Raw genomic sequence first — 23,990 nt, 5'->3', positions numbered from 1 at the left:
GCGCCTTCAACGAAACAAATTAGTCCGCGCTAACTCGATCACCTCATCCCCACGCCCACTCATTACCGCCTTGAGCATATACAGACTGAAGCCCTTGGCCTGTTCCAGCTTGATGGTCGGCGGCATTGCGAGCTCCTGCGTCGCGGTCACCACGTCCACCAGCACCGGCCCGTCATGCGCCAGCGCCCGGCGCAATGCCGCGCCCAGATCTTCGCTGGCATCGACGCGGATCCCGAGGATCCCCATCGCATTGGCCATCGCCGCAAAATCCGGATTATGCAGGTCAGTGCCAGTATCCAGCAGACCGCTGGACTTCATTTCCATGGCAACGAAACCCAGGGAGGCGTTGTCATAAACGATGATTTTCACCGGCAACCTGAGCTGCGCCAGGGAAATGAAATCCCCCATCAGCATGCTGAAACCACCATCACCGGAAAGGGAAATCACCTGGCGGTCAGGGAAGGCTGCCTGGGCGCCGATCGCTTGCGGCATCGCATTAGCCATTGAACCGTGGCTGAACGAACCGAGCAGGCGTCGTTTGCCATTCATCTTCAGATAGCGAGCGGCCCACACCGTTGGCGTGCCGACGTCGGCCGTGAAGATCGCATCTTCATCCGCCAGTTCACTGAGCAGACGGGTGAGATACTGCGGGTGGATCGGGCGGCCCGGTGCCGACGGCTGGGCCAAGTCATCCAGGCCCTGGCGGGCTTTTTCGTAGTGTTTAAGTGACGCCTCCAGGAAGCTTCGATCGGCGCGATAGGGCAGGCGCGGCAACACGGCCGCAAGGGCCTCACTGACGTCAGCGACGATGCCCAGGTCCAGGGTCGTGCGCCGCCCTAGGGCTTGCGGATCATGGTCGATCTGGATGATGGTGGCGTCGGTGGGATAGAACTGGCGATAGGGGAAGTCGGTGCCGAGCATCACCAAGGTGTCACAGTTGAGCATGGCGTGGTAACCGGAGCTGAAGCCGATCAAGCCGGTCATGCCCACGTCGAACGGATTGTCCCATTCCAGGTGTTCCTTGCCGCGCAATGCGTGCACCACCGGCGCGCCGAGGGCATCGGCCAACGCCACCACCTGATCATGGGCGCCCGCGCAGCCGGCACCGCACATCAGGGTCACAGCCTTGCTTTGGCTCAATAGCTCGACCAGTCGATCAAGGTCATGGGGCGCCGGCAAGATTCGAGGTTTGGCGAGCGCAGGCCAGGCCTTCAAGTTGTCCTCAACTTCCTGCAGAGCCACGTCGCCGGGAATGACCACCACCGCCACGCCGCGGTTGAGGATTGCACTGCGCATCGCCCGATGCAGCACCTGGGGCATTTGGGCCGGGTTACTCACCAATTCGACGAAGTGACTGCACTCCTTGAACAGTTCCTGCGGATGGGTTTCCTGAAAGTAATTCAGGCCGACTTCCGACGAGGGTATCTGCGCGGCAATCGCCAGCACCGGCACATGGTTCCTGTGGCAATCGAACAGACCGTTGATCAAATGCAAGTTGCCCGGCCCACAACTGCCGGCGCACACCGCCAGTTGGCCAGTGACTGCAGCGTCAGCGCCGGCAGCGAAGGCGGCGACCTCTTCATGGCGCACATGCATCCACTCGATACTGTCCATGGTGCGCAGTGCGTCAGTCAGGCCGTTGAGGCTGTCGCCTGTCAGGCCCCATATGCGCTTGACCCCGGCCTGTTCAAGGGTCGTGGCCAGTTGCTGGGCAATGGTGATTTTCGCCATGGGGTACTCCATTCTATGAGATCGATCGATCGATCGATGAGTTGTCCTCGGGGTTAAAAGAGGACAACTCAATGCCGGTCATGACTCCCCCTGTTTATTCGGGGTTAAGGGAAAAACCGCTCTGCGCCGGAATTGGATGACGCATCAAGGCGCCTACTACCAGCGCGCTCAACCCCGCCAGCAGCCCCGCAACCAGCAACAACAGGCTGAAACCGCTGACGAATGCTTGCCGGGCCAGGGGCTCCACCAAAGCATGTGCGGCTTCGGGCAGCAGGCTCATGGCCGCCGGCATGTCCCCGGCGACCATTCGCGAGCTGATGCCTTGGGTGTGCTCGAGCCATTGCGGACCGTAGTTCGCCAGATCGGCGTGCAATACCTGCGTTGAGTAGCTCGACAGCAAAGCGCCGTAGACGCCGATAGACAGGACGATTGCGCTGAAGCGCATGGTGGTGCTTATGCCTGATGCCATTCCCGTGCGCTCACGAGGCACGCACGCCATGATGTTTTTTTGTGTGTCGCCATTGAGTAGCCCGGCGCCGGCGCCGGTGACTGCAATCGCCAGGGCGAAGGGCAGGTAGCTGGTGGTAGTGACCGCCAAGGCACTCAATAGGTTGCCACTGGCAATCAGGGCAAGCCCAGTCGCCATCATGTTGGCCGGGGCAAATTTGGCCGCCAGGCGGACGCCGATCCTGGGGAAAATCAGCATGGTCGCTGCGAACGGCAACATCCCCAGCCCCGAGCCAATGGCAGAAAAGCCCAGACCATTCTGCAGGTAGAACGGCAGCAGCGTCATCATGACCTGGGCGCAGCCGGCGTAGGCGAACATGCCGAGCAGGGCGCCGATGAAGCGCGGGTGCCGGAACAACTGGAGGTCAATCATGGGCCGTTGTTGCATCCGCTCGATGAGCACAAATGCCCCCATCAACGTCGCGCCGCCGATGAGCCGGGCGTAGGTCAGCGGATGACTCCAGCCAATGCGGTTGGCCTCGATCAGGCCCCAGATCAGGCACAGCAGGCTGGCACTGAAGGCGAGGCTGCCCCAAGGGTCCAGGCGGGCGGATTGCGGGTCGCGCGATTCGGGAACAGCGCGCCACACCATGAACATCAGGAACAGCCCCACCGGTAGGTTGAGGTAGAAGATCCAGCGCCAGCCTATGGTTTCGGTGATCAACCCGCCGAGGGTCGGTGCGGCGGTCATCGCCACCCCCATGCAGGCGCCCCAAAACGCCCAGGCCCTGGCCCGTTCCAGCTCATCGTGGAAAGCGTGGCCGATGGACGCCAGTGCCGAGGTCAGCAGCAGCGCTGCACCAACACCCTTGATCGCCCGTGCGATGTCCAGGAACAGAGCGTTGGGTGCGGCCCCGCAACCGATGGAGGCAAGGATGAAAATGCCCAAGCCCCACAGGAGGGTTTTCTGCCGGCCAAAACGGTCGGCGATGCTCCCCGCCGGTAGCAACAAGGCAGCGAATGCGAGCATGTAGGCGCTGACCACCCATTCGATGTCGGCAAAATTGGCCCCCAGATCACGGGCAATGGTCGGCAGGGTTACGGCGACGATATTGGTGTCAAGGACGATCAGCGAGCAGACGCCTGAGGCTGTGAGTAACGTCAAGTGTGGGCTGACCTTGGATTTGACGGGCATGGCGGCTGTTCTCTACTGTGGACGTCCTGGCAGCTTATGGCTGGCAGCTCTGTTCCATGTTAGGCAAACTCCATGACTTCGTTACCTTTGAGCTAATGCCCCGATGGATATCCGCCATTTCCGTTATTTCCTTGCCGTGGCTCGTCAGCGTAACTTCACCCGTGCCGCCGAACAGTTGGGCATCGCACCGCCCACCTTGAGTCGCCAGATCCAGGACATGGAAAGCGAACTCGGCACCCGACTGTTTTCCCGTCAGCAGCGTGACGTTAGCCTGACCGAGGCCGGCGCCGCGCTGGTGCTTGAGGCGGAGGCTACCGTGCGCCAGTTCGAATCGGCACAGCGCAGTGCCCGGCGCGCCGGGCGCGGGGATATCGGGCACATCGAATTGGGTTATGTGGCGTCAGCAGTCTATTCCGGGCTCCTGCAAAAGCAGGTTCAGGCCTTCACTCGCGACTATCCGGATGTCAGCCTCAATGTGCGCGAAAGCCCAATGGCAGCGTTACCGGCGATGGTATTGGATGGACGACATGACGTAGGTTACGTGCGTTCGCCGATGACCTTGCCGGAGGGCCTGGAAGCTGTTCGCCTGGATGCGGAAGGTTTTGTGTTGGCGGTATCGGGCCAATCATGGCTGAGCCGTCTGGCACAAATCAGCCCGATGCACCTGCAGGATGAAACATTCATTCTGCCCGAACAGATCAGCGGCACCTTGCAGGTGGCAGCCGAAGGCGGCTTTGCGCCCCAGCTTGGGGCGCAACCGGGCGGACTGGTGGCGGTGCTGGCGCTGGTGTCCCTGGGGCAAGGCGTTGCCGTGGTGCCGGAATCGGTGGTCGGTCATGTCGGCTTGCCCGGGGTTTGGTATCGGCAGATCGAGGGTTGTGAGGCGAGTTCGTGGTTGTCATTGATTTATCGGCGGTTTGAGAAGTCGGCGGCGGTGGGCAGGTATATCGATCAGGTTCGCGATGGTCGTCAACGATAACGGGAAAAGCCTGATGCCCCGCAGCCCTCAGGTCTTCTGCGAGCGAGCTCGCCAGTCCAGGGGGTGGTGCGAAAGCCAGAAGAATGTACAGATTTTGTAATGATTTTCATGTGTAGGAAAATTCACATTTCCCTGTACGCTAGAAATCCTTTTTTTCTGCAGGATTTGCATGAACACCCTCTCGGAGCCTCCCAGTTTCCCTTCCTCCAAGCGCACCCGCGCAGTCTTGATGCACGCGAAGCACCCAGTCTTCCGAATCCAGATATCTACTCCCCAAGCATTTTTACGGCGTGCACGCCGCGCCTTGCCGTGTCTGGCATTCTGAATCAACTGAAGAGGTAGAGAAATTTTCATGGAATGGATAGCTGACCCCACCGCGTGGCTGGGCCTGTTGACCTTGATTGTGCTGGAACTGGTACTGGGTATCGACAACCTGGTGTTTATCGCGATTCTGGCGGACAAACTGCCCCCCGAGCAGCGCGACCGCGCGCGACTCATCGGTTTGTCCCTGGCGTTGTTGATGCGCCTGGGCCTGCTGGCAAGTATTTCCTGGCTGGTGACCCTGACACAGCCGTTGTTCGAGGTGTTCGACAAGAGCTTCTCCGGCCGCGACCTGATCATGCTGTTTGGTGGTGTATTCCTGCTGTTCAAGGCCACCATGGAATTGCACGAGCGCCTTGAGGGGCATATCGGCGAGCGCACGTCCAATACGGCGTACGCTCTGTTCTGGCCCATCGTGGCGCAGATCGTGGTGCTCGACGCGGTGTTCTCCCTGGACGCGGTGATCACCGCCGTAGGTATGGTCGATGAGTTGGCTGTGATGATGATCGCGGTGATCATTTCCATTGGCCTGATGATCGTCGCCAGCAAGCCGCTGACCCGTTTCGTCAACGCTCACCCGACTGTGATCATGTTGTGCTTGGGCTTCCTGATGATGATCGGTTTCGCGCTGACCGCCGAAGGCCTGGGCTTCCATATTCCGAAGGGCTACCTGTACGCGGCCATCGGGTTCTCGATCCTGATCGAAGTCTTCAACCAGATCGCCCGCGCTCGTCGCAAACGGTCGTTGCAGGGCGTGCGGCCAATGCGCGAACGCACAGCTCATGCAGTGATGCGCTTGCTGGGCGGGCGCACATTAGCGGCAGAGGACGTCGACGAAGAGATCGCCGACCTGCTGGACAATGGCCAAGCACCGAGTGAAGCGCTGTTCGACCGGCGCGAGCGGGTGATGATCAGCGGTGTGCTGCAGTTGGCCGAACGACCGATACGCACCTTGATGACGGTGCGTGCCGACATCGATCACATTGACTTGGCAGATGACGCCGAAGCCATTCGTGCGCGGCTCATGCACTCATCCTATTCGCGCCTGCCACTGATACGCGCCGGTGCGGTGGACGAGCCTTTGGGCTTCGTGCACAAGAAGGAGTTGCTTAAGGAGTACCTGGCCGGCAACGAGCCTGACCTCGAGCACCTGGCGCGCAAGACCATCAACCTGCTGGAAAGCTATTCGGTCCTCAATGCCCTGGAACAGATGCGTAAGGCCTCGACTCACATCGCCTTTGTGGTCAATGAGTTCGGTGACTTCGTTGGGTTGCTGACCATGACCGACATTCTCGAATCGATTGCCGGTGAGTTGCCTGACGCCAGCGAAATCGAAGGCCCAGATGTGGTTGAGGACAATGGCGGGTTCATCGTCAGCGGGGCCTTGAACCTGATGCGGGTTCGCCAGCGTACCGGCTTCGCGGCAGAACCAAACGAGGATTACCAGACTATGGCTGGCCTGGTAGTGAGCTTGCTGGATCGCCTCCCGGTCATGGGTGACAGCCTTGAGTGGCACGGCTGGCGGATGACGGTGATGGCGGTTGAGGAGCGTCGAGTGACCCGAGTGTTGCTGGTACCTCACAGCGAGTAATCTTGTCGGGCTCTTGAAGGCCTCATCGCGAGCAGGCTCGCTCCCACAGATTTTGTGATCGATCACAATTTCCTGTAGGAGTGAGCCTGCTCGCGATTCAATCTCTCAGCTGGCGCAAGTTCAGGATAGGTGCACCCAGCATTCCCAATCAGGAGAAATACCCATGAGCATTACTCGTTACGGCACCGGCAGCACCGCAGGAGGTGGCCAGCCGCGGCCTTTTGCCCGAGCTGTGGAGGCCGATGGCTGGTTGTACGTGTCTGGCCAGGTTCCGGCGCTGGATGGCGAGATCATTGTCGGCGGTATCGTCGAGCAGACTCACCAGACTATGAAGAACCTGGTCGCGATCCTCGAAGAGGCCGGTTATGGTCTGGAGGACGTGGTTCGTACCGGTGTGTGGCTGGAAGACCCGCGGGATTTCTGGAGCTTCAACAAGGTATTTTCCGAGTACTTCAGCCCGGAACATGCCCCTGCCCGGGCGTGTGTGCAGGCAAATATGATGGTCGACTGCAAGGTTGAGATTGACTGCGTGGCCTATAGGAAAAAGGCCTGAAATCATGAACGCAGATATGACCGCGGCTGTATGAGGTCGCGAAATCTGAGGAGTTCGACCATGACTACTGCCCAAATCAGTTCCGTTGTGGACAAGGGGGCGGCCCGGGCCGGCGCCAGCCTGGTCCGCGACGTCAGCCTGCCGGCACTGGTGCTGCATCGCGAAGCGCTGGAACACAACATTCGCTGGATGCAGGACTTTGTCAGCAACAGCGGCGCCGAGCTTGCCCCTCATGGCAAAACCAGCATGACGCCGGCGTTGTTTCGTCGCCAACTGGACGCTGGTGCCTGGGGCATTACCCTGGCCAGCGCGACTCAGACCCGGGCGGGCTACGCTCATGGGGTGCGCCGGATATTAATGGCCAATCAACTGGTCGGCACACCGAACATGGCATTGATCGCCGATCTGCTAGCGGACCCGAAATTTGACTTTCACTGCATGGTCGATCATCCGGATAACGTCGCCGACCTCGGTGCCTACTTCGCGTCCCGCGGTGTGCGTTTGAACGTGATGATCGAATATGGCGTGGTCGGCGGCCGGTGCGGTTGTCGCACCGAACAGGAAGTGGTCGAGCTGGCCAAAGCCATTTGCGCGCAACCGGCCCTGGCGCTGACCGGCATCGAAGGCTACGAAGGGGTGATCCATGGTGATCATGCCGAGCATGGGATACGCGCGTTCGCCACGTCCCTGGTGCGTCTGGCTGTACAGTTGCAGGACAGCGGCGCATTCGCCATAGCCAAGCCCATCATCACCGCCTCGGGGTCGGCCTGGTATGACCTAATCGCCGAATCCTTCGAGGCGCAGAATGCCGCAGGACGGTTCCTCAGCGTGCTGCGCCCAGGCAGTTATGTGACCCATGACCACGGCATCTATAAGGAGGCGCAGTGCTGCGTACTTGAGCGGCGCAGTGATCTGCACGAAGGCTTGCGCCCGTCACTGGAAGTGTGGGCCCACGTGCAGTCGCTTCCGGAGCCAGGGTTTGCGGTGATTGCCCTGGGCAAGCGCGACGTCGCCTATGATGCCGGGTTGCCCCTGCCGTTGCGGCGTTACAAGGCCGGGGTAGTGCCCGCAGTCGGCGACGACGTGGGTGCCTGCAAAGTGACTTCGGTCATGGACCAGCATGCATTCATGACAGTGGCGCCTGGGATTGAGCTGCGGGTGGGGGACATCATTTCCTTTGGCACTTCGCATCCCTGCCTGACGTTCGACAAGTGGCGGGTGGGGTGTCTGGTGGACGAGCAGTTGAATGTCATCGAGACCATGGAAACCTGTTTTTAGGTTTGGGACCTTAGTGCGGCCCCCATGTCGATCTGGCATTGTTCACCGTGCAGGACGAGCAGGCTCTGTTCCATATGGTGGCTGGGGATTCGTTCAACGCGGCTTACCTGGCGAGACGGGTGATTCAGGTAGCGGGGGCGCTGATCCCGCAAGATCAGTCCCGATAGAACACCTGCACCAGGTGATAACCGAACTTGCTCTTGATCGGCCCATGCACCACTCGCAACGGCTTCTTGAAAATCACCGCGTCAATTACCCCGACCATCTGCCCGGGCCGCACCTCACCCAGGTCACCACCGCGTTTGCCTGACGGGCAGGTGGAGTACTTCTTGGCCAGCACATCGAAGGCTTCGCCCTTGGCGATGCGCTGCTTGAGCTGCTCGGCTTCTTCCGAGGTTTTCACCAGGATATGGCGGGCTTGAGCTTTCATTGGCGGTACCTTGCAACGGTGGTGGCTATGTTGGTCCCCGCGTGGGGCGGGCGATTATGCCTCAACTCACCCCGGTTGACCGAGCATCGTGCGAATCTTGTTGGCCAACAGGTCGATCGAGAAAGGCTTGGCCACCATGTCCATGCCCTGCTCAAGAAAGTCCTGACGTTCGGCAGCTTTTTCAGCGTACCCGGTCATGAACAGTACCTTGAGGTCGGGCCGGCGCTGACGGGCGATTTCCGCGAGTTGACGTCCGTTCATGCCCGGCAAGCCGACGTCAGTCACCAGCAGGTCGACCCGCGCGTCCGACTCCAGCAAGGGCAGGGCGCTTTTCGCATCCCGCGCCTCATAGGCCTGGTAACCCAGCTCCTGGAGCAGGTTCAGCACCAGCATGCGTACTGCCGGATCATCCTCGACCAGCATCACGGTCTCACCGGCATTGGCTGCCGGCGCTTCGCCTGTGAAGGGCAGCAGGGTGCCTGGCGGTTCAATGTCTTGCAAGCGAGGCAGGTACAGGCGAACACAGGTACCCTGGCCCGGTACGCTGTCGATGTGGACATGACCGCCGGACTGCTGGGCAAAACCATAGATCATCGACAGGCCCAAGCCCGTTCCCTGGCCGATCGGTTTGGTGGTGAAGAACGGATCGAAGGCTTTGGCCAGTATCGAGGGCGTCATGCCGGTGCCGTTGTCGCTGACGGCAATCATCAGGTAATTCCCTGCGTCGACCGGTTCCAGGGTGGTGATATCGCTGTCTTCCAAGTAGACGTTGGCGGTTTCGATCAGCAACTCGCCGCTGTCGGGCATGGCATCACGCGCGTTGATCACCAGGTTGAGCAGCGCATTTTCCAGTTGGCTGACGTCGGTACTGACCGGCCATGCGCCTTCGACCAGCCGCAGGCGCAGCTCAATATGATCGCCTTTGGTACGGCGCAGTAGATCTTCCAGGGAGTGGATCAGGTCGTTGGCGTTCAATGGTTTGCGATCCAGCGATTGGCGGCGAGAGAAGGCCAGCAGACGGTGGGTCAGGGCGGCGGCGCGATTGGCTGACGACACGGCGGCTTCGGTGAATCGGCCGACCTCGGCGGCGCGCCCGTCGGCGATGTAGCGTTGCATGAGGTCGAGGCTGCCGATGATCCCGGTCAACATGTTGTTGAAATCATGGGCGATGCCCCCGGTGAGTTGACCGACGGCTTCCATCTTTTGCGCATGACGCAAGGCATCTTCGGCGCGTTCGCGTTCGAGCATCTCGTTTTGCAGGCGCTGGTTGGCTTCGGCCAGTTGCTGGGTGCGGGCGGCCACGCGCTGTTCCAGGGTTTCATTGAGATTGCGCAGGGCCTCTTCAGTGTTTTTGCGCTCAGTCTCGTCAATCACGAAAATGTAGAAGCCGTTCACCGCACCGTCCGCCCCATGGCGCGGCAGGTAGTTCATCAAAGCGTGCCGGTGGCTGCCGTCACGGTGGCGGGTGTTGATGCCGAAGCAACAGGTCTTGCCGCTCAGCGCTTCGGCAATGTGGGTGGCGCGTAACGCGTAGGCTTGCTCGCCCAACACTTCGCGGATAGTGCGCCCATACAGTTCCTGTGGCGTGCGGCCGTACCAGTCTAGATAGGCGGCGTTGTTCAGGCGAAAGCGTTCTTCACGATCTACGTAGCTGATCAGGATCGGCATGGCGTTGATGATCAGCTGCAATTCGGTCTGGCTCTGGCGCAGGGCCTGCTCGGTATGTTTGCGTTCGGTCAGGTCCAAAGCGGCGCCGAGGAAACGGATCGGCCGGCCGTGATGATCCTTGTAACAACGTCCTCGGGCGAACACCCAGCGCACCTGGCCGTCAGCCTGCAGCAGGCGGTATTCCTCGGCGTATTCGCTGCCTTGGGTGATGGCGTGCTTGATGCCTCGGGCAACGATGGTCCGGTCTTCGGGGTGCACGCCTTGCAGGTAGGCGCTGATGGGTAACTGGCTGGACAGTAGCGGGTCGACCCCGTGCAACTGGGCAAAGTGGGTGTCGGCAATGAAGTGGTCTTCGTTGATATCCCAGTCCCAGGTGCCGACCGAGTCAGTCGCGGCGAGGGCCAGTTGCAGGCGCTCTTCGGTTTCGCGCTGGGCCTTGAGACTGGCTGCGGAGCGTTGCTCGAGTTCAACGGCAATGCGCCGGCGTTCATTGGTTTCAATCGCAGTGACCAGAATGCCAGCGACCTGCGCCGCTTCGTCGCGGATCGGGCTGTAGGTCAAGTCGAGCCAGAAGTCCGAGTCAATACCGTCGCGCTGCAAGGTGAAACGCTGTTCACTGTAGGTGCGCACCTGGCCTTGCAGCACTGCGCTATAGATCGGGTCGGTGAAGTCCTTGAGCTCCGGCCAGACCCGATGTGCCGGTTGGCCAAACGCGTGAGGGTGTTTGCTGCCGGCCAGCAGGGCAAACCCGTCATTGTAGATCTGTGTGAGCTCTGGCCCCCACAGTAGCAGCATCGGCATCGGCGAATGAATCACGATGTCCACGGCGGTTCTCAGGCTTTGCGGCCAGGCGCTGGCGGCGCCCAATGCACTGCGGCTCCAGTCGGTTCGGGCGATCAAGGCCTGGGCATCGCTGCCGGTCGGTGATGCGTTCATCAAATTGTCCTGCACTAATGTCGGTCTGACGGCGTCTACTATGTATGCTTGCAAGGCGGTAGACGCTGGGTGGCCTGTTGGGGTCATACTGTTCAATTGAATGCTTCGCGGGTGTTTTTTGCCATGCAAATCGATGCACTGTTAACGCTTTTAGCCCGCCGCAACGGCTCCGATCTTTATCTTTCCACCGGAGCGCCGCCCAGCGCCCGGTTCGATGGAATACTACAGACGCTGGCCGAGCAACCGTTCAAGACGGGAGAGATCGCCGCCATTGCGGCGTCCATCATGGACGCCGAACAGCGCGTGGAGTTCGATCGGGAGCTGGAGATGAACCTGGCGATCTCCATGCCGGGCATTGGGCGCTTTCGAGTCAATATCTTCAAGCAGCGCAACGACGTGTCCATTGTGGCGCGCAATATCAAGCTCGACATTCCCCGCTTCGAAGACCTCAGCCTGCCCCCAGTGCTGCTCGAAACCATCATGCTCAAGCAAGGCCTGATTCTGTTCGTTGGCGCCACCGGTTCGGGTAAGTCGACCTCGCTGGCCGCGTTAATCGACTACCGCAATCGCCATAGCAGCGGCCACATCATCACGATTGAGGACCCGGTTGAGTATATCCACCGGCACAAGCGCTCTATCATCAACCAGCGCGAGGTGGGGGTCGATACGCGCAGCTTTCACGCCGCGCTGAAGAATACCTTGCGTCAGGCCCCGGACGTGGTGCTGATCGGCGAGATTCGCGACCGCGAAACCATGGAGCACGCCCTGGCTTTTGCCGACACTGGGCACCTGGTGATTTCCACGTTACATGCCCACAACGCCAATCAGGCACTGGATCGAATCGTCAATTTCTTTCCAGATGAGCGCCGGACCCAGTTGCTGCATGACTTGGGCAACAACCTCAAGGCGTTCGTCTCCCAGCGCCTGGTCCGCAGCCGTGACGGCCAGCGTCGGGCGGCGGTGGAGGTGATGCTGGGTACGCCGACCATCGCCGACCTGATCCGGCGCAATGAGCTCGATGAACTCAAGGGCATCATGGAGAAATCGGCCGAGCAGGGGATGCAGACGTTTGATGGCGCGTTGTTCGGGCTGGTGGTCGAAGGGGCGATCGACGAGGAGCAAGCGTTGAAGCATGCGGACTCGGCGAACAATCTGCGCTTGCGGCTTAAGCTGCATTCGGACGCGACGCCGGGGGCCGCGCCTGCGTCCGGTGAGTGGGGCCTTTTGGATTGACGCTGTCCTGCGGCAGCTACGTGATAGGGTTGTCAGTTCTGCAATTCGGGGCGGTCACGGTATTGCTCCAGCGCTTCGGGATTGGCCAGGGTGTCGGTGTTCTTCACATTCTGCCCGTGCACCACGTTTCTCACCGCCAACTCCACCACTTTGCCGCTGATGGTGCGGGGAATGTCCGTGACCGCGACAATCTTCGCCGGCACATGCCGTGGCGTGGTACTGGCGCGAATGGTTTGACGAATCTGCTGTTCCAGTCCTTCGTCCAGCTCCACGCCATCGCGCAGCTTCACGAACAGCACCACCCGAACATCGTCTTGCCATTGCTGACCGATGGCCACACTGTCCGCGACCTGCGGCACTTTTTCCACCTGGCGATAGATTTCCGCAGTTCCGATGCGCACACCGCCCGGGTTGAGCACAGCATCCGAGCGCCCGTGAATCATCATCGCGCCATGCACTAACTGCTCGGCGTAGTCACCTTGAGCCCATACGCCGGGAAACTGGCTGAAATAGGCGAGCCGCAGTTTTTCGCCATCGGCGTCATTCCACAGTCCGATCGGCATTGCCGGGAAATGCCGCGTACACACCAGTTCGCCTTTCTGGCCGATGACCGGCTGGCCATTGTCGTTCCACACTTCAATGGCCATGCCCAGGCTCTTGCCCTGCATTTCGCCACGGCGCACCGGCAATAGCGGGTTGCCGATGACAAAGCACGAGACGATGTCGGTGCCGCCGGACATCGAGGCCAGGCACAGGTCGCTCTTGATATCCCGATAGACGTAGTCATAGCTCTGTGGCGACAACGCTGAGCCGGTGGACAGGAGAGTTTTCAGGCTGCTCAGGTCATGGCTCTGCCGGGGGGTCACACCGCTGCTTTCCAGGGTCGCGAGAAACTTCGGGCTGGTGCCAAAGACACTGATGCGTTCGTCGTCGATCAGGTCGATCAAGCGTTCCGGGCCAGGATGGAACGGCGAACCGTCGTACAGCACCACCGCGCTGCCCACCGCCAGGGCCGACACCAGCCAGTTCCACATCATCCACCCGCAGGTGGTGTAGTAGAACAGCCGGTCGCCGACGCCGAGATCGGCGTGCAGGCCGTGTTCCTTCATATGCTGTAGCAGCACGCCCCCGGTGCTGTGGATGATGCATTTGGGCACGCCGGTGGTGCCACTGGAGTAGAGGATGCACAGCGGGTGCGCGAAGGGCACGGCGACGAAATCGGGTTCACCACCGACTTCGTAGAATTCGGCCCAAAGGCTGACATTGGCCTGGCTGTGGAAGTCGTCAGCGCGGGCCTGTGGCCGTGCGTAAGGAACTACGATCAGCTGTTGCAGGGACGGCAACCGCTCGAGAATTTCATTGACCTTGGTGGTCTGGTCTATGTCCTTGCCGGCGTAGCGGTATCCGGCGCAGGTGATGAGCACTTTCGGTTCAATCTGGCCAAAGCGGTCGATCACGCCCTGGGTGCCGAAGTCTGGCGAGGAGCAGGACCAGATGGCCCCCAGACTGGTGGTGGCGAGCATTGCCACCAGTGTTTGCCAGGTATTCGGCATGCACGCGGCAACCCGGTCGCCCAGGCCGATGCCAACAGCCTTCAGGCTGTTCTGGAAGCCAGCGACGTGTTCGCCGAGTTCCGCCCAGGTCAACTGTTCGCGCTGGCCGTTCTCTGCGATGGCGACCACGGCAACTGCATCGTCGCGGCGCCGCAACAGGTGTTCGGCGAAGTTCAAAGTGGCGCCGGGGAACCACTGGGCGCTGGGCATCTGCGCGCCTTCGAGCAATACGGCGTCCGGTTGATCGTGAAAGCGGATGTCGAAAAAGTCGACAATGGCTTGCCAGAAGTCTTCGCGCTGGTCGATGGACCATTGATGCAGGGCAGGGTAGTCATTGATATGCAGGTAATGGCGTTGATTGATAAACCGCCGAAACGAGTCCATGCGAGTCTTGCCAATGCGTTTGGCGTCGGGTTGCCAGAGGATGTTAGACATGGCGTGGCCTCTTTCTTGTTATTTATTCACACACTTATCGGTGACTTACTGCGCCAGCCATCCACCATCAATGTTCCACGCCGCCCCCCGTACCTGGCTTCCCGCCTCACTGCACAGGAACAACACTAACTCACCCAGCTGCGGCGGCGTGACGAACTCCAGTGACGGCTGTTTCTCCGCCAGCAAATCATGCTGCGCCTGCTGCGGATCAGCACCTTTGGCAATGCGATCATCGATCTGTTTCTGCACCAGCGGTGTCAGCACCCAGCCCGGGCAGATCGCGTTGCAGGTGACGCCGGTCGTGGCAGTTTCCAGGCCGACCACCTTGGTCAAGCCGATAACCCCGTGTTTGGCAGCCACATACGCGGCCTTACCGGCGGAGCCTACCTGGCCATGCACCGAGGCGATGTTGATGATCCGTCCCCAGTTTCTCGCCCGCATGCCGGGCAGGCTCAGGCGCGTGCTGTGGAACACCGACGAGAGGTTGATCGCGATGATCGCGTCCCAGCGCTCCACGGGGAAATCCTCCACGGCCGCCACGTGCTGGATGCCGGCGTTATTGACCAGGATGTCGACGCCGCCGAACTCGCGCTCGGCGTAGGCAATCATCTCGGCGATCTGCGCCGGATCGCTGACATCAGCCGGATGATGGCCAACCTTGCCGCCGAATTTCCGGACCTCGGCGGTCACTGTCGTGGCATCGCCGAAGCCGTTGAGCACCACGTTGGCGCCGGCCTTGGCCAGGCTCAGGGCAATGCCCAGGCCGATGCCGCTAGTGGAGCCGGTAACCAGTGCGGTCTTGCCCGAAAGAGTGGTCATGAATACCTCACACAATGCCAGTGGCGTAGAAAGTGCCGATCACCACGAAAACCGCCAGGGTCTTGATCAGCGTAATACAGAAAATGTCTTTATAGGCTTCCCGGTGAGTCAGGCCGGTAACGGCCAGCAAGGTGATTACCGCGCCGTTGTGCGGCAAGGTGTCCATGCCGCCACTGGCCATGGCGGCCACCCGGTGCAGCACTTCCAGGGGAATGTTGGCGGCATTGGCAGCGCTAATGAACTGCTCGGACATCGCCGCCAGGGCAATGCTCATGCCCCCGGAAGCCGAGCCGGTAATTCCCGCCAGTAACGTCACTGTCACCGCCTCGTTGACCAGTGGGTTGGGTATGTTCTTCAGCCAGTCGGCCAGCACCAGGAAGCCTGGCAGCGAGGCGATCACCGCTCCAAAACCATATTCCGAGGCGGTGTTCATGGCCGCCAGCAGCGCACCGCTGACTGCACTTTTACTGCCTTCGGCGAGCTTGCTGCGAATCGCCTTAAAGCCAAACGCCAAGACCATGAGGATGCCGATCAGCAGTGCGGCCTGTACCGCCCAGATAGCCGTGAGCTTGGCAATTTCGGTGGTGACCGGCGCGCTCATGCCCGGCAGCGCGAGGCTATGAGTCTTGCCGTACCATTGGGGAATCCAGTGGGTGAATAGCAGGTTCATGACGCCTACCGCCAACAGAGGCGACAGTGCGAGCCAGGGGTTGGGCAGCCGGATGTCTTCGGCGGTCTCCGGCTCGTTGCGCAGCTCGGTGCCATAGCCTTCGCCAGCGCGCTGGGCCCTGTTGCGCTGGCGCTGCAGAAACAGCATGCCGGCGCAAAACACGAAAATAGCACCGATCACTCCCAGCCACGGCGCCGCCCATGCGGTGGTATTAAAGAAGGTGCTGGGGATGATGTTCTGGATCTGTGGGGTGCCGGGCAGGGCGTCCATGGTGAACGAAAAGGCGCCGAGGGCGATGGTCGCCGGGATCAGGCGCTTGGGGATGTTGCTCTGGCGGAACATTTCGGCGGCGAACGGGTAGACCGCGAACACCACGACAAACAGCGACACGCCGCCATAGGTCAGCAGCGCACACACCAGAACGATCACCAGCATCGCCTGGCGGGTGCCCAGTAGGCGGATCGCTGCTGCGACGATCGAGCGCGAGAAGCCGGACAGCTCGATCAGCTTGCCGAATACTGCGCCGAGCAGGAATACCGGGAAGTACAGTTTGATGAAACCCACCATTTTTTCCATGAACACGCCGGTGAAGGCAGGTGCAACGGCGGAAGGGTCGGTGAGCAGGACGGCACCGAGGGCGGCGATAGGGGCAAAGAGGATGACGCTGTAGCCGCGATAGGCGGCCAGCATTAGCAGCGCCAGGGCTGCCAAGGCGATGATCACACTCATGGTGTGTCTCCTGGATTGTTATTTTTTTGGGGTGAAGCGTGTGGAGAGGGCTATAGCCAGATCTGTGCCAAACCAACAACGCATTGAAATATAAGGATATTTCTTTAATTCTTTAGTGTTGGTGGACAGTTTTGTCTCTGTTTTGAGATTTTATTGGATTTTCAGGGCCTTTTTACTAACGAGCCGGTTTCAGCGCTGCGCAGATTGTCAAGGAGATGAAGTGTAGGAAGCAGCCTGCAGCGCTGAAATGCGGTTGTCTCCCTATAGAGACAAAAGTCTCTTTATTTGGACTCTGCAATACCTAAAGCCACCATCTTCTTGTACAGCGTCGACCGCCCCAATCCCAATCTCGCCGCCGCTGCAGTCACCTTGCCAGCACATTGCGCGAGGGCCGATTCAATCAGTTGTCGGTCAAACCGTTCGCGCGCCTCACTGAACGTTTCATGCGCAACCGACTCGATCACCCGCTGCGCCGTGCGCGCCACGGGCGTAAACGTACCGATCGCCGCGCGTATCTGCTGCGCGTCGAGGATCAAATCATCACTGAGCAATGCCGCACGCTCCAGCACATTGCGCAGTTCACGAATATTCCCCGGCCAGGCGTGTTGCGCCAATAGCCCCAGCGCCTCGTGGTTGAGTTCATGCTGGCTGCGCAGCTCCTCCAGGATCGCCTCGCTGAGCGCTGGCAGGTCGTCGAGTCGATCACGCAGGGGTGGCACATGGATCGGCAGGACATTGAGGCGGTAATACAGGTCTGCACGAAACTCGCCGCGCTTGATCGCCGCTTCCAGGTCAGTTGAGGTCGCGGCGATGACGCGAACGTCGCTCTGGATCATTTCGTTGGAGCCTACTGGCTCGAATTCCTTCTCCTGAAGCACCCGCAGCAATTTGCTCTGCAAGGGCAGCGGCATATCACCTATCTCATCGAGGAACAGCGTGCCTCCTTGAGCCAGCTGCAACTTGCCGAGGCGGCCCTTGCGATCCGCGCCAGTGAACGCACCCGGTGCGGTGCCAAAGAATTCGGCTTCCAGCAATGCTTCGGGGATGGCCGCGCTGTTGATACTGACGAAGGCTTTGTGCGCCCGGGGTGATGCGCCGTGGATCGCCTGGGCGAGCAATTCCTTGCCGGTGCCGGTTTCGCCGAGCAATAGCACTGGGGAATCGGCGCTGGCACCGCGACGGGCGCGGCGTTTGACCTCGAGGGTCGCGGTGCTGGTACCGATGAAGTGGGCAAAGTTGTATTTGCTTTGGCGTGCCCGCAGCAGCGAGCGCGTCGAGGCGAGTTCCTCCTGCATGCTCATGTAGCGTTTGAGCATCGGCGAAAGGCTGCGTAATTCGTCGAACAGCGCAAAGCCGATGGCGCCGATCACCACGCCGGTGTCGTCATGGATCGGCAGGCGCATAACCACCAGCGGCTCCTTGGGGGTGTCCTGCATGTCGAGCAGAATCGGCCGGCCGGTGCGCACCACTTCACGCAGCAGGCTGCCAGGGATCACGCTTTCGCACGGCTTGCCGATCGCCACTTCAGCCGAATCCAGGCCAAACCGTCGGGCGTAGCGCTCGTTCATCCAGACGATGTTGGCATCGCGGTCGACGATGACCGTGCCTTCGCTCGACTGCTCGATGATTTCGAACAGCGAACGGATCGCCAGCAGGCGCACGCGCTGGTAGTCCTTGAGGCTTTCGGTGGAGTTCATGGGGTTCTAATCCAGAATATGCGGTGGCTGTTCAGGCCTCTTCGCGAGCAAGCCCGCTTCCACAGGGAATTCGTTGGCGAAACAGGTCTCTTGTGGGAGCGAGCTTGCCCGCGATGGCTGCGGCTCAGTCTCAAGGCATGCACCCATTCATGTGGCCCCAAGCAGCGCCGCAGCCAACAACTCCTTGGTATAAGGATGTTGTGGCGAATCGAACACCTCATGGCTCGCCCCACGTTCGACCACCTTGCCGTCCTTAATCACGATCATATCGTGCGCCAGCGCGCGTACTACGGCCAGGTCATGGCTGATGAACATGTACGTCAAGCCATGTTTTTCCTGGAGCTGACGCAGCAGGACGACCACTTGTTTTTGTACGGTGCGATCCAGTGCCGAGGTCGGTTCGTCCAGCAGGATCAGCGCCGGTTTCAGCACCAGTGCCCGGGCAATAGCGATGCGTTGGCGCTGGCCACCAGAGAATTCATGGGGATAACGATGGCGGCTTTGCGGGTCAAGGCCGACTTCTTCCAGCGCCCGGATCACCTCGGCCTTGCATTCATCAGGGGTCAGTTGGCTGTGCACTTCGAGACCTTCGCTGATGATCTGTGCCACCGACATTCGTGGGCTCAGGCTACCGAAGGGGTCCTGGAACACCACCTGCATTTTCTTGCGCCACGGGCGCATCTGTTTTTGCGTGAGGCCGTCCAGCGCCTCGCCCTGAAAGCGAATGCTGCCTTCGGACTCGAGCAGGCGCAGGATCGCCTGACCCAATGTCGACTTGCCCGAGCCCGACTCGCCGACAATGCCCAAGGTCTTGCCGCGCTGGATGTTCAGGCTGATGCCATCGACGGCGTGCAGATAGGTCTTTCGCTGGAAAAGCCCGCCGGCCAGCACAAACTTCACGCTCAGGCCATCAACTTCCAGCACATTCTCGCGCTCATCCCGGGGCAATGCTTCGCCCTCCGGCTCGGCGTTCAGCAGCTCGCAGCTGTAAGGGTGTTTCGGCTCAGTGAAGAGGGTCTCGCAGGGCGCCTGTTCAACGATCTCCCCGGCCTTCATGACACATACGCGCTGGGCGATGCTGCGCACCAGGTTCAAATCGTGGCTGATCAGCAGCAAGGACATGCCCAGTCGCTGCTGCAGGGATTTGAGCAGCAGCAGGATCTTGCGCTGTACCGTGACATCGAGCGCCGTGGTGGGTTCGTCAGCGATCAGTAACTGCGGTTCGCAGGCCAGGGCCATGGCGATCATCACCCGCTGCCGTTGACCACCAGACAGCTGGTGCGGGTAGGACTTGAGCCGCTCCCCGGGTTTTTGAATGCCCACCAGTTGCAGCAACTCAAGGATGCGTGCCTGAGCCGGTTTGCCGGTCAGGCCCTTGTGCAGCAGGAGCGTTTCGCCGATCTGCTTCTCGATACTGTGCAGGGGGTTGAGCGAAGTCATCGGCTCCTGGAAGATCATCGCGATCCGGTTGCCGCGTAATTCGCGCAGCACCCTGGGGTCGGCGCCGAGCAACTCCTTGCCGTGATAACGGATACTGCCGCTGGTCTCGGTGCCGGTCTCTGGCAGCAGTTGCAGGATGGAGTGCGCGGTCACCGATTTGCCGCAGCCGGACTCGCCCACCAGTGCCAGGCATTCGCCGGGGCGGATGTCCAGGGACAGGTTACGCACCACGGCCTGCCCGCTGAAGGCGACACTGAGGTCACGGATTTCGATCAGGTTACTCATATTCGCTTCTCAGGATCGTGGATCAGGACCGGGGATCAAATGCATCGCGCAGTGCCTCGCCGATAAACACCAACAGGGAAAGAATCAGCGCCAGGGTGAAAAATGCCGTTAACCCGAGCCAGGGTGCCTGCAGGTTCTGCTTGCCCTGGCCGATCAGTTCACCCAGGGACGCACTACCGGCGGGCATGCCGAAACCGAGGAAGTCCAGGGCCGTGAGTGTTGAAATCGCGCCGGTCAGAATAAAGGGCAGGTAGCTCAGTGTCGCATTCATGGCGTTGGGGAGGATGTGTCGCACGATGACCTTTCGATCAGTCAGCCCCAGTGCTCGCGCAGCCTTGACGTACTCCAGGTTACGCCCCCGCAGGAACTCGGCACGCACCACGTCCACCAGGGCCAGCCAGGAGAACAGCGCCATGATCCCCAGCAGCCACCAGAAATTCGGCTCGACGAAACCCGAGAGAATGATCAGCAGGTACAGTACCGGCAACCCGGACCACACCTCCAGCAAGCGTTGGCCGATCAAGTCCACCCAGCCACCGTAATAGCCCTGCAAGGCGCCGGCGGCAACGCCGATGAGCGCGCTGACCACGGTCAACATCAGGGCGAACAGAATTGACACCCGTGCGCCGAAAATCACCCGTGCCAGCACATCGCGAGCCTGGTCGTCAGTGCCCAGCCAGTTCACGCTCGAAGGAGGGCTGGGGGCGGGTTTGCTCAGCTCGTAATTGGGCGTGTCAGCGCTGAAAGGGATGGGCGGGAACAGCATCCAGCCGCCGTCTTTCTCGATCAGCTTCTGCACATACTCGCTGCGGTAATCCGCCTGGAAGGGCAGCTGTCCGCCGAACTCCTGCTCGGTATGCCGCTTGAAAGCCGGGAAATACAGTTCGCCCTGGTAACTCACCAGCAGCGGCCTGTCATTGGCGATCAGTTCGCCCCCCAGGGTCAGCAGGAACAGGCCAATGAACAGCCATAAGGACCACCAGCCGCGACGATTCTTGCGAAAACGTTCGAAGCGGCGACGACCTAGCGGCGAGAGCTTGAACATCAGGCGTTCCTCGCGGCGAAGTCGATGCGCGGGTCGACCAGGGTGTAGCACAGGTCGCCGATCAGCTTTATCAGCAGGCCGAACAGGGTAAAGATGAACAGTGAGCCGAAGACCACCGGATAGTCCCGCGAAACGGCGGCTTCGTAACTCATGCGGCCTAGACCGTCTAGAGAGAAAATCACCTCGATCAGCAGCGAGCCGGCGAAGAACACGCTGATGAACGCCTGGGGAATGCCCGAGACCACCAGCAGCATGGCGTTGCGAAACACATGGCCGTACAGCACTCGGCGCTCGCTCATGCCCTTAGCGCGGGCCGTGACCACGTATTGGCGGGTGATTTCGTTGAGAAAGGAGTTCTTGGTCAGGATGGTCAGGGTGGCGAATCCGCCAATGACCAGAGCCGTCACCGGTAGCACCAGATGCCAGAAGTAGTCGGCGATCTTGCCCATGGTGGACAGCGATTGGAAGTTGTCCGAGACCAGGCCGCGCACCGGAAACCAATTCAGTGAGGTGCCACCGGCGAACATGACGATCAGGAACATGGCGAACAGGAACGCCGGCATTGCATAGCCGATGATGATCGCGGTGCTGCTCCAGATGTCGAAATGGCTGCCATGGTGCACCGCTTTGCGAATGCCCAGTGGGATCGACACCAGGTAGGTGATCAGCGTGGCCCATAGGCCCAGGGAAATGGTAACCGGCATCTTTTCCAAGATCAGGTCGGTGACCGTGGCACCGCGGAAAAAGCTCTTGCCAAAGTCCAGGCGCGCATAGCTGGTGAGCATCAGCCACAGCCGCTCATGGGCCGGTTTGTCGAAACCGTACTGTTTTTCGATCTCCTTGATCAATTGCGGATCAAGCCCGCGACTGGCCCGCGAAGTAACTGACGGTGCCTCTCCGGAACCGCCGCCGACACTCCCACCGCCGATGCCTTGCAGCTGCGCGATAGCTTGTTCTACCGGGCCGCCAGGTGCTGCCTGAACGATGACGAAGTTGACCAGCAGAATAATCACCAGCGTTGGAATGATCAGCAGCAACCGCCGTAACGTGTAAGCCCACATCAGTGCGGCCCTCCGGGTTTGCTGCGGCTGATGCGCTCGGCGGTCATCTGTTGGTTGGTCAGGGGCGTGGTGCTCATTTCCCACCAGCTTTCGATCGCTTCGTCATTGCTGGCCTGCTCGTTGGGCATGCCGAAACGATTCCACCAGACGGTGGACGTGCCCGGCGGGTAATAGTTGGGGATCCAGTAGTAGTTCCACTGCAGCACCCGGTCCAGGGCATGGGCATAGCGCAGCATGTCGGTCTGGGTCGAGGCGCGGATCAGGCCGTTGATCAGGGTGTCCACCGCCGGGTTCTTCAGCACCATGTAGTTATTGGCACCCGGGTCGTTGGCCGAAGCCGAGCCGAAATAGTTGAGCAGCTCGCCGCCGGGTGAAGTAGTGACCGGGTAGCCGGTGACGATCATGTCGTAATCGCGGCTCATGAGGCGGTTGACGTATTGGGAGGCATCAATGCGACGGATGTTTAGGTCGATGCCGATCTGTTTCAGCGTGCGCTTGTAAGGCAGCAGCAAACGGTCCATGCCGTTCTGACTAACAAGGAAGGTGAAGCTCAGCGGCTTGCCTTCGGCGTTCACCAGTTGATCGCCCTCGGGTTTCCAGCCGGCCTGTTCAAGCAGGTCCAGGGCCTGCAGCTGTTTGTCGCGAATCACCCCGCTGCCATCGGTTTTCGGGGCTTCGAACACCTGGCTGAACACTTCGTCGGGTATCTGCCCGCGTAGCGGTTGGAGTATCGCCAGTTCTGCGGCATCGGGCAGAAGCCGCGCGGCTAGCTCGGTGTTGGAGAAGAAGCTCTGCTGGCGGATGTACAGGTTGCGCATCATCTGCCGGTTGCTCCATTCGAAATCCCAGAGCATGGCCAGCGCCTGGCGCGTGCGCCGATCCTGAAACATCGGGTTTTGCAGATTGAACACGAAACCCTGGCTCGGCTGTGGAGCCTGGGTGGCCAGGTGGGCTTTTTGCAAGCGGCCGTCACGCAGGGCGGGGCTGTCATAGCCGATGGAGTAACCAGTGGCGGAAAACTCGCGGTTGTAGTCATAGGCGCCGCCGCGCAACACCTGTCGGGCCACGTCGGTATCACCAAAATACTCAATGCTGAAATGGTCGAAATTGTACAGGCCGCGACTTACCGGCAAGTCCTTGCCCCACCAGCCGGGGTTGCGCTCGAAAGTGATGCTGCGTCCGGAGTCGACTTTGCCGACCCTGTAGGGGCCGCTACCCAGCGGGGGCTCGTAACCGCCGCCACCGGCGAAGTCCCGAGTCTTCCACCAGTGCTCGGGCAGCACCGGCAGGGTGGCGATGTCCAAGGGCAGGGTGCGGTTCTCGTTGTTCTTGAAATCGAACCGAACCGTCAGCGGCGATTCGATCTCGACCCCTTTGACGTCGGCAAACTGGGTGCGGTAACGCAGGCTGCCTTGGGTCATCAGCAGGTCAAAGGTGTAGCGCACGTCTGCAGCAGTGATGGGTGTGCCATCGGCGAAGCGTGCTTTGGGGTTCAGGTAGAAACGCAGGGACAACCCGTCATCGGAGCGTTCCATCTGCTGCGCTACCAGGCCATACACGGTATAGGGCTCGTCCATCGAACGCTGCGCGAGGGGAGAGTAGAGCATGCCGTCGATCTGCGAGACGCCGATGCCCTTGTCGATGTACGGAAGTATGTGGTCGAAGTGGCCGATCTCGATCGCCGAACGTCGCAGGGTGCCGCCCTTTGGAGCGAGTGGGTTAGTGTAGGCAAAATGACTGAAACTGGAGGGATACTTGGCCGGTTCACCGTACACGGTCAGCGCATGTTGCGGTGCTGCATTCACACCAGCGCCGCCGATCAACAGGGCCATGGCAGTGAATAACACAGTAGGGAAAGCCAGTCGCATTGTCAGCCTTAGAAGCGGGTGGTCGA

At 60.5% G+C, this 23,990-nt stretch carries 17 protein-coding genes; 5 read left to right on the top strand and 12 right to left on the bottom strand.

All coding sequences use genetic code 11. The annotated features are described in order from the left end of the window. Positions 1-6: 6 nt before the first annotated feature. The gene (poxB, locus tag L9059_RS09955; RefSeq protein WP_247290457.1) at positions 7-1,731 is read right to left on the bottom strand and encodes a ubiquinone-dependent pyruvate dehydrogenase; all 1,725 of its coding nucleotides are present in this window, start codon (positions 1,729-1,731) and stop codon (positions 7-9) included. Between the two features lie 94 nt (positions 1,732-1,825). Further along, positions 1,826-3,373 (bottom strand): MFS transporter, encoded by a 1,548-nt coding sequence (locus L9059_RS09950; protein ID WP_247290455.1) that lies wholly within the window; start codon positions 3,371-3,373, stop codon positions 1,826-1,828. Between the two features lie 103 nt (positions 3,374-3,476). Here L9059_RS09950 and L9059_RS09945 point away from each other — a divergent pair, with 103 nt between their 5' ends. The 4 genes from L9059_RS09945 to L9059_RS09930 all read left to right on the top strand — a co-directional run bounded on the left by L9059_RS09945 (position 3,477) and on the right by L9059_RS09930 (position 8,095). Continuing rightward, positions 3,477-4,352 carry a LysR family transcriptional regulator gene (locus L9059_RS09945; protein ID WP_247290453.1) on the top strand — a complete coding sequence of 292 codons (876 nt, stop codon included), beginning with the start codon at positions 3,477-3,479 and terminating at the stop codon, positions 4,350-4,352. A gap of 352 nt (positions 4,353-4,704) precedes the next feature. After that, positions 4,705-6,264, top strand: a complete 1,560-nt coding sequence (locus tag L9059_RS09940; RefSeq protein ID WP_247290451.1) for a TerC family protein — start codon at positions 4,705-4,707, stop codon at positions 6,262-6,264. A 163-nt stretch (positions 6,265-6,427) separates the two neighbouring features. Beyond that, positions 6,428-6,817: a RidA family protein gene (locus L9059_RS09935; protein WP_247290449.1), complete on the top strand. Its 390-nt coding sequence runs from the start codon at positions 6,428-6,430 to the stop codon at positions 6,815-6,817. Positions 6,818-6,877: 60 nt separating this feature from the next. Further along, positions 6,878-8,095 carry an amino acid deaminase gene (locus L9059_RS09930; protein WP_247290447.1) on the top strand — a complete coding sequence of 406 codons (1,218 nt, stop codon included), beginning with the start codon at positions 6,878-6,880 and terminating at the stop codon, positions 8,093-8,095. 154 nt (positions 8,096-8,249) lie between these two features. On the opposite strand, the gene L9059_RS09925 is transcribed toward L9059_RS09930, so the two are convergent. Both L9059_RS09925 and L9059_RS09920 read right to left on the bottom strand, forming a co-directional pair. Further along, positions 8,250-8,525, bottom strand: a complete 276-nt coding sequence (locus tag L9059_RS09925) for a peptidylprolyl isomerase (protein ID WP_007898282.1) — start codon at positions 8,523-8,525, stop codon at positions 8,250-8,252. Positions 8,526-8,591: 66 nt separating this feature from the next. Further along, positions 8,592-11,129: a PAS domain-containing hybrid sensor histidine kinase/response regulator gene (locus L9059_RS09920; protein ID WP_247290445.1), complete on the bottom strand. Its 2,538-nt coding sequence runs from the start codon at positions 11,127-11,129 to the stop codon at positions 8,592-8,594. A 123-nt stretch (positions 11,130-11,252) separates the two neighbouring features. Here L9059_RS09920 and L9059_RS09915 point away from each other — a divergent pair, with 123 nt between their 5' ends. After that, positions 11,253-12,362 (top strand): PilT/PilU family type 4a pilus ATPase, encoded by a 1,110-nt coding sequence (locus L9059_RS09915; protein WP_247290443.1) that lies wholly within the window; start codon positions 11,253-11,255, stop codon positions 12,360-12,362. A gap of 32 nt (positions 12,363-12,394) precedes the next feature. Here the strand turns inward: L9059_RS09915 and L9059_RS09910 are convergent, their stop codons facing one another. From L9059_RS09910 to L9059_RS09875, 8 genes are all read right to left on the bottom strand, one after another. After that, positions 12,395-14,350, bottom strand: a complete 1,956-nt coding sequence (locus L9059_RS09910) for an acetoacetate--CoA ligase (protein ID WP_247290440.1) — start codon at positions 14,348-14,350, stop codon at positions 12,395-12,397. Between the two features lie 45 nt (positions 14,351-14,395). Next, the gene (hbdH, locus tag L9059_RS09905) at positions 14,396-15,169 is read right to left on the bottom strand and encodes a 3-hydroxybutyrate dehydrogenase (protein ID WP_247290438.1); all 774 of its coding nucleotides are present in this window, start codon (positions 15,167-15,169) and stop codon (positions 14,396-14,398) included. Between the two features lie 7 nt (positions 15,170-15,176). Next, the gene (locus tag L9059_RS09900; protein ID WP_247290436.1) at positions 15,177-16,568 is read right to left on the bottom strand and encodes a GntP family permease; all 1,392 of its coding nucleotides are present in this window, start codon (positions 16,566-16,568) and stop codon (positions 15,177-15,179) included. Between the two features lie 281 nt (positions 16,569-16,849). Beyond that, a complete protein-coding gene (locus L9059_RS09895) occupies positions 16,850-18,265 on the bottom strand; it encodes a sigma-54 interaction domain-containing protein (protein WP_247290434.1) in 1,416 nt (471 codons plus the stop codon). 147 nt (positions 18,266-18,412) lie between these two features. After that, the gene (locus L9059_RS09890) at positions 18,413-19,990 is read right to left on the bottom strand and encodes an ABC transporter ATP-binding protein (protein WP_247290432.1); all 1,578 of its coding nucleotides are present in this window, start codon (positions 19,988-19,990) and stop codon (positions 18,413-18,415) included. Between the two features lie 22 nt (positions 19,991-20,012). Continuing rightward, positions 20,013-21,035 carry an ABC transporter permease gene (locus L9059_RS09885; protein ID WP_247290430.1) on the bottom strand — a complete coding sequence of 341 codons (1,023 nt, stop codon included), beginning with the start codon at positions 21,033-21,035 and terminating at the stop codon, positions 20,013-20,015. Further along, positions 21,035-22,096 carry a microcin C ABC transporter permease YejB gene (locus L9059_RS09880; RefSeq protein ID WP_247290428.1) on the bottom strand — a complete coding sequence of 354 codons (1,062 nt, stop codon included), beginning with the start codon at positions 22,094-22,096 and terminating at the stop codon, positions 21,035-21,037. Before L9059_RS09880 ends, L9059_RS09885 begins: the two co-directional genes overlap by 1 nt. Continuing rightward, positions 22,096-23,964 (bottom strand): extracellular solute-binding protein, encoded by a 1,869-nt coding sequence (locus L9059_RS09875; protein WP_247290426.1) that lies wholly within the window; start codon positions 23,962-23,964, stop codon positions 22,096-22,098. Before L9059_RS09875 ends, L9059_RS09880 begins: the two co-directional genes overlap by 1 nt. Positions 23,965-23,990: the final 26 nt, after the last annotated feature.

The sequence above is a fragment of the Pseudomonas violetae genome (assembly GCF_023072615.1).
Lineage (GTDB): Bacteria > Pseudomonadota > Gammaproteobacteria > Pseudomonadales > Pseudomonadaceae > Aquipseudomonas > Aquipseudomonas violetae.
This window is presented reverse-complemented; position numbering and strand designations above follow the sequence as displayed.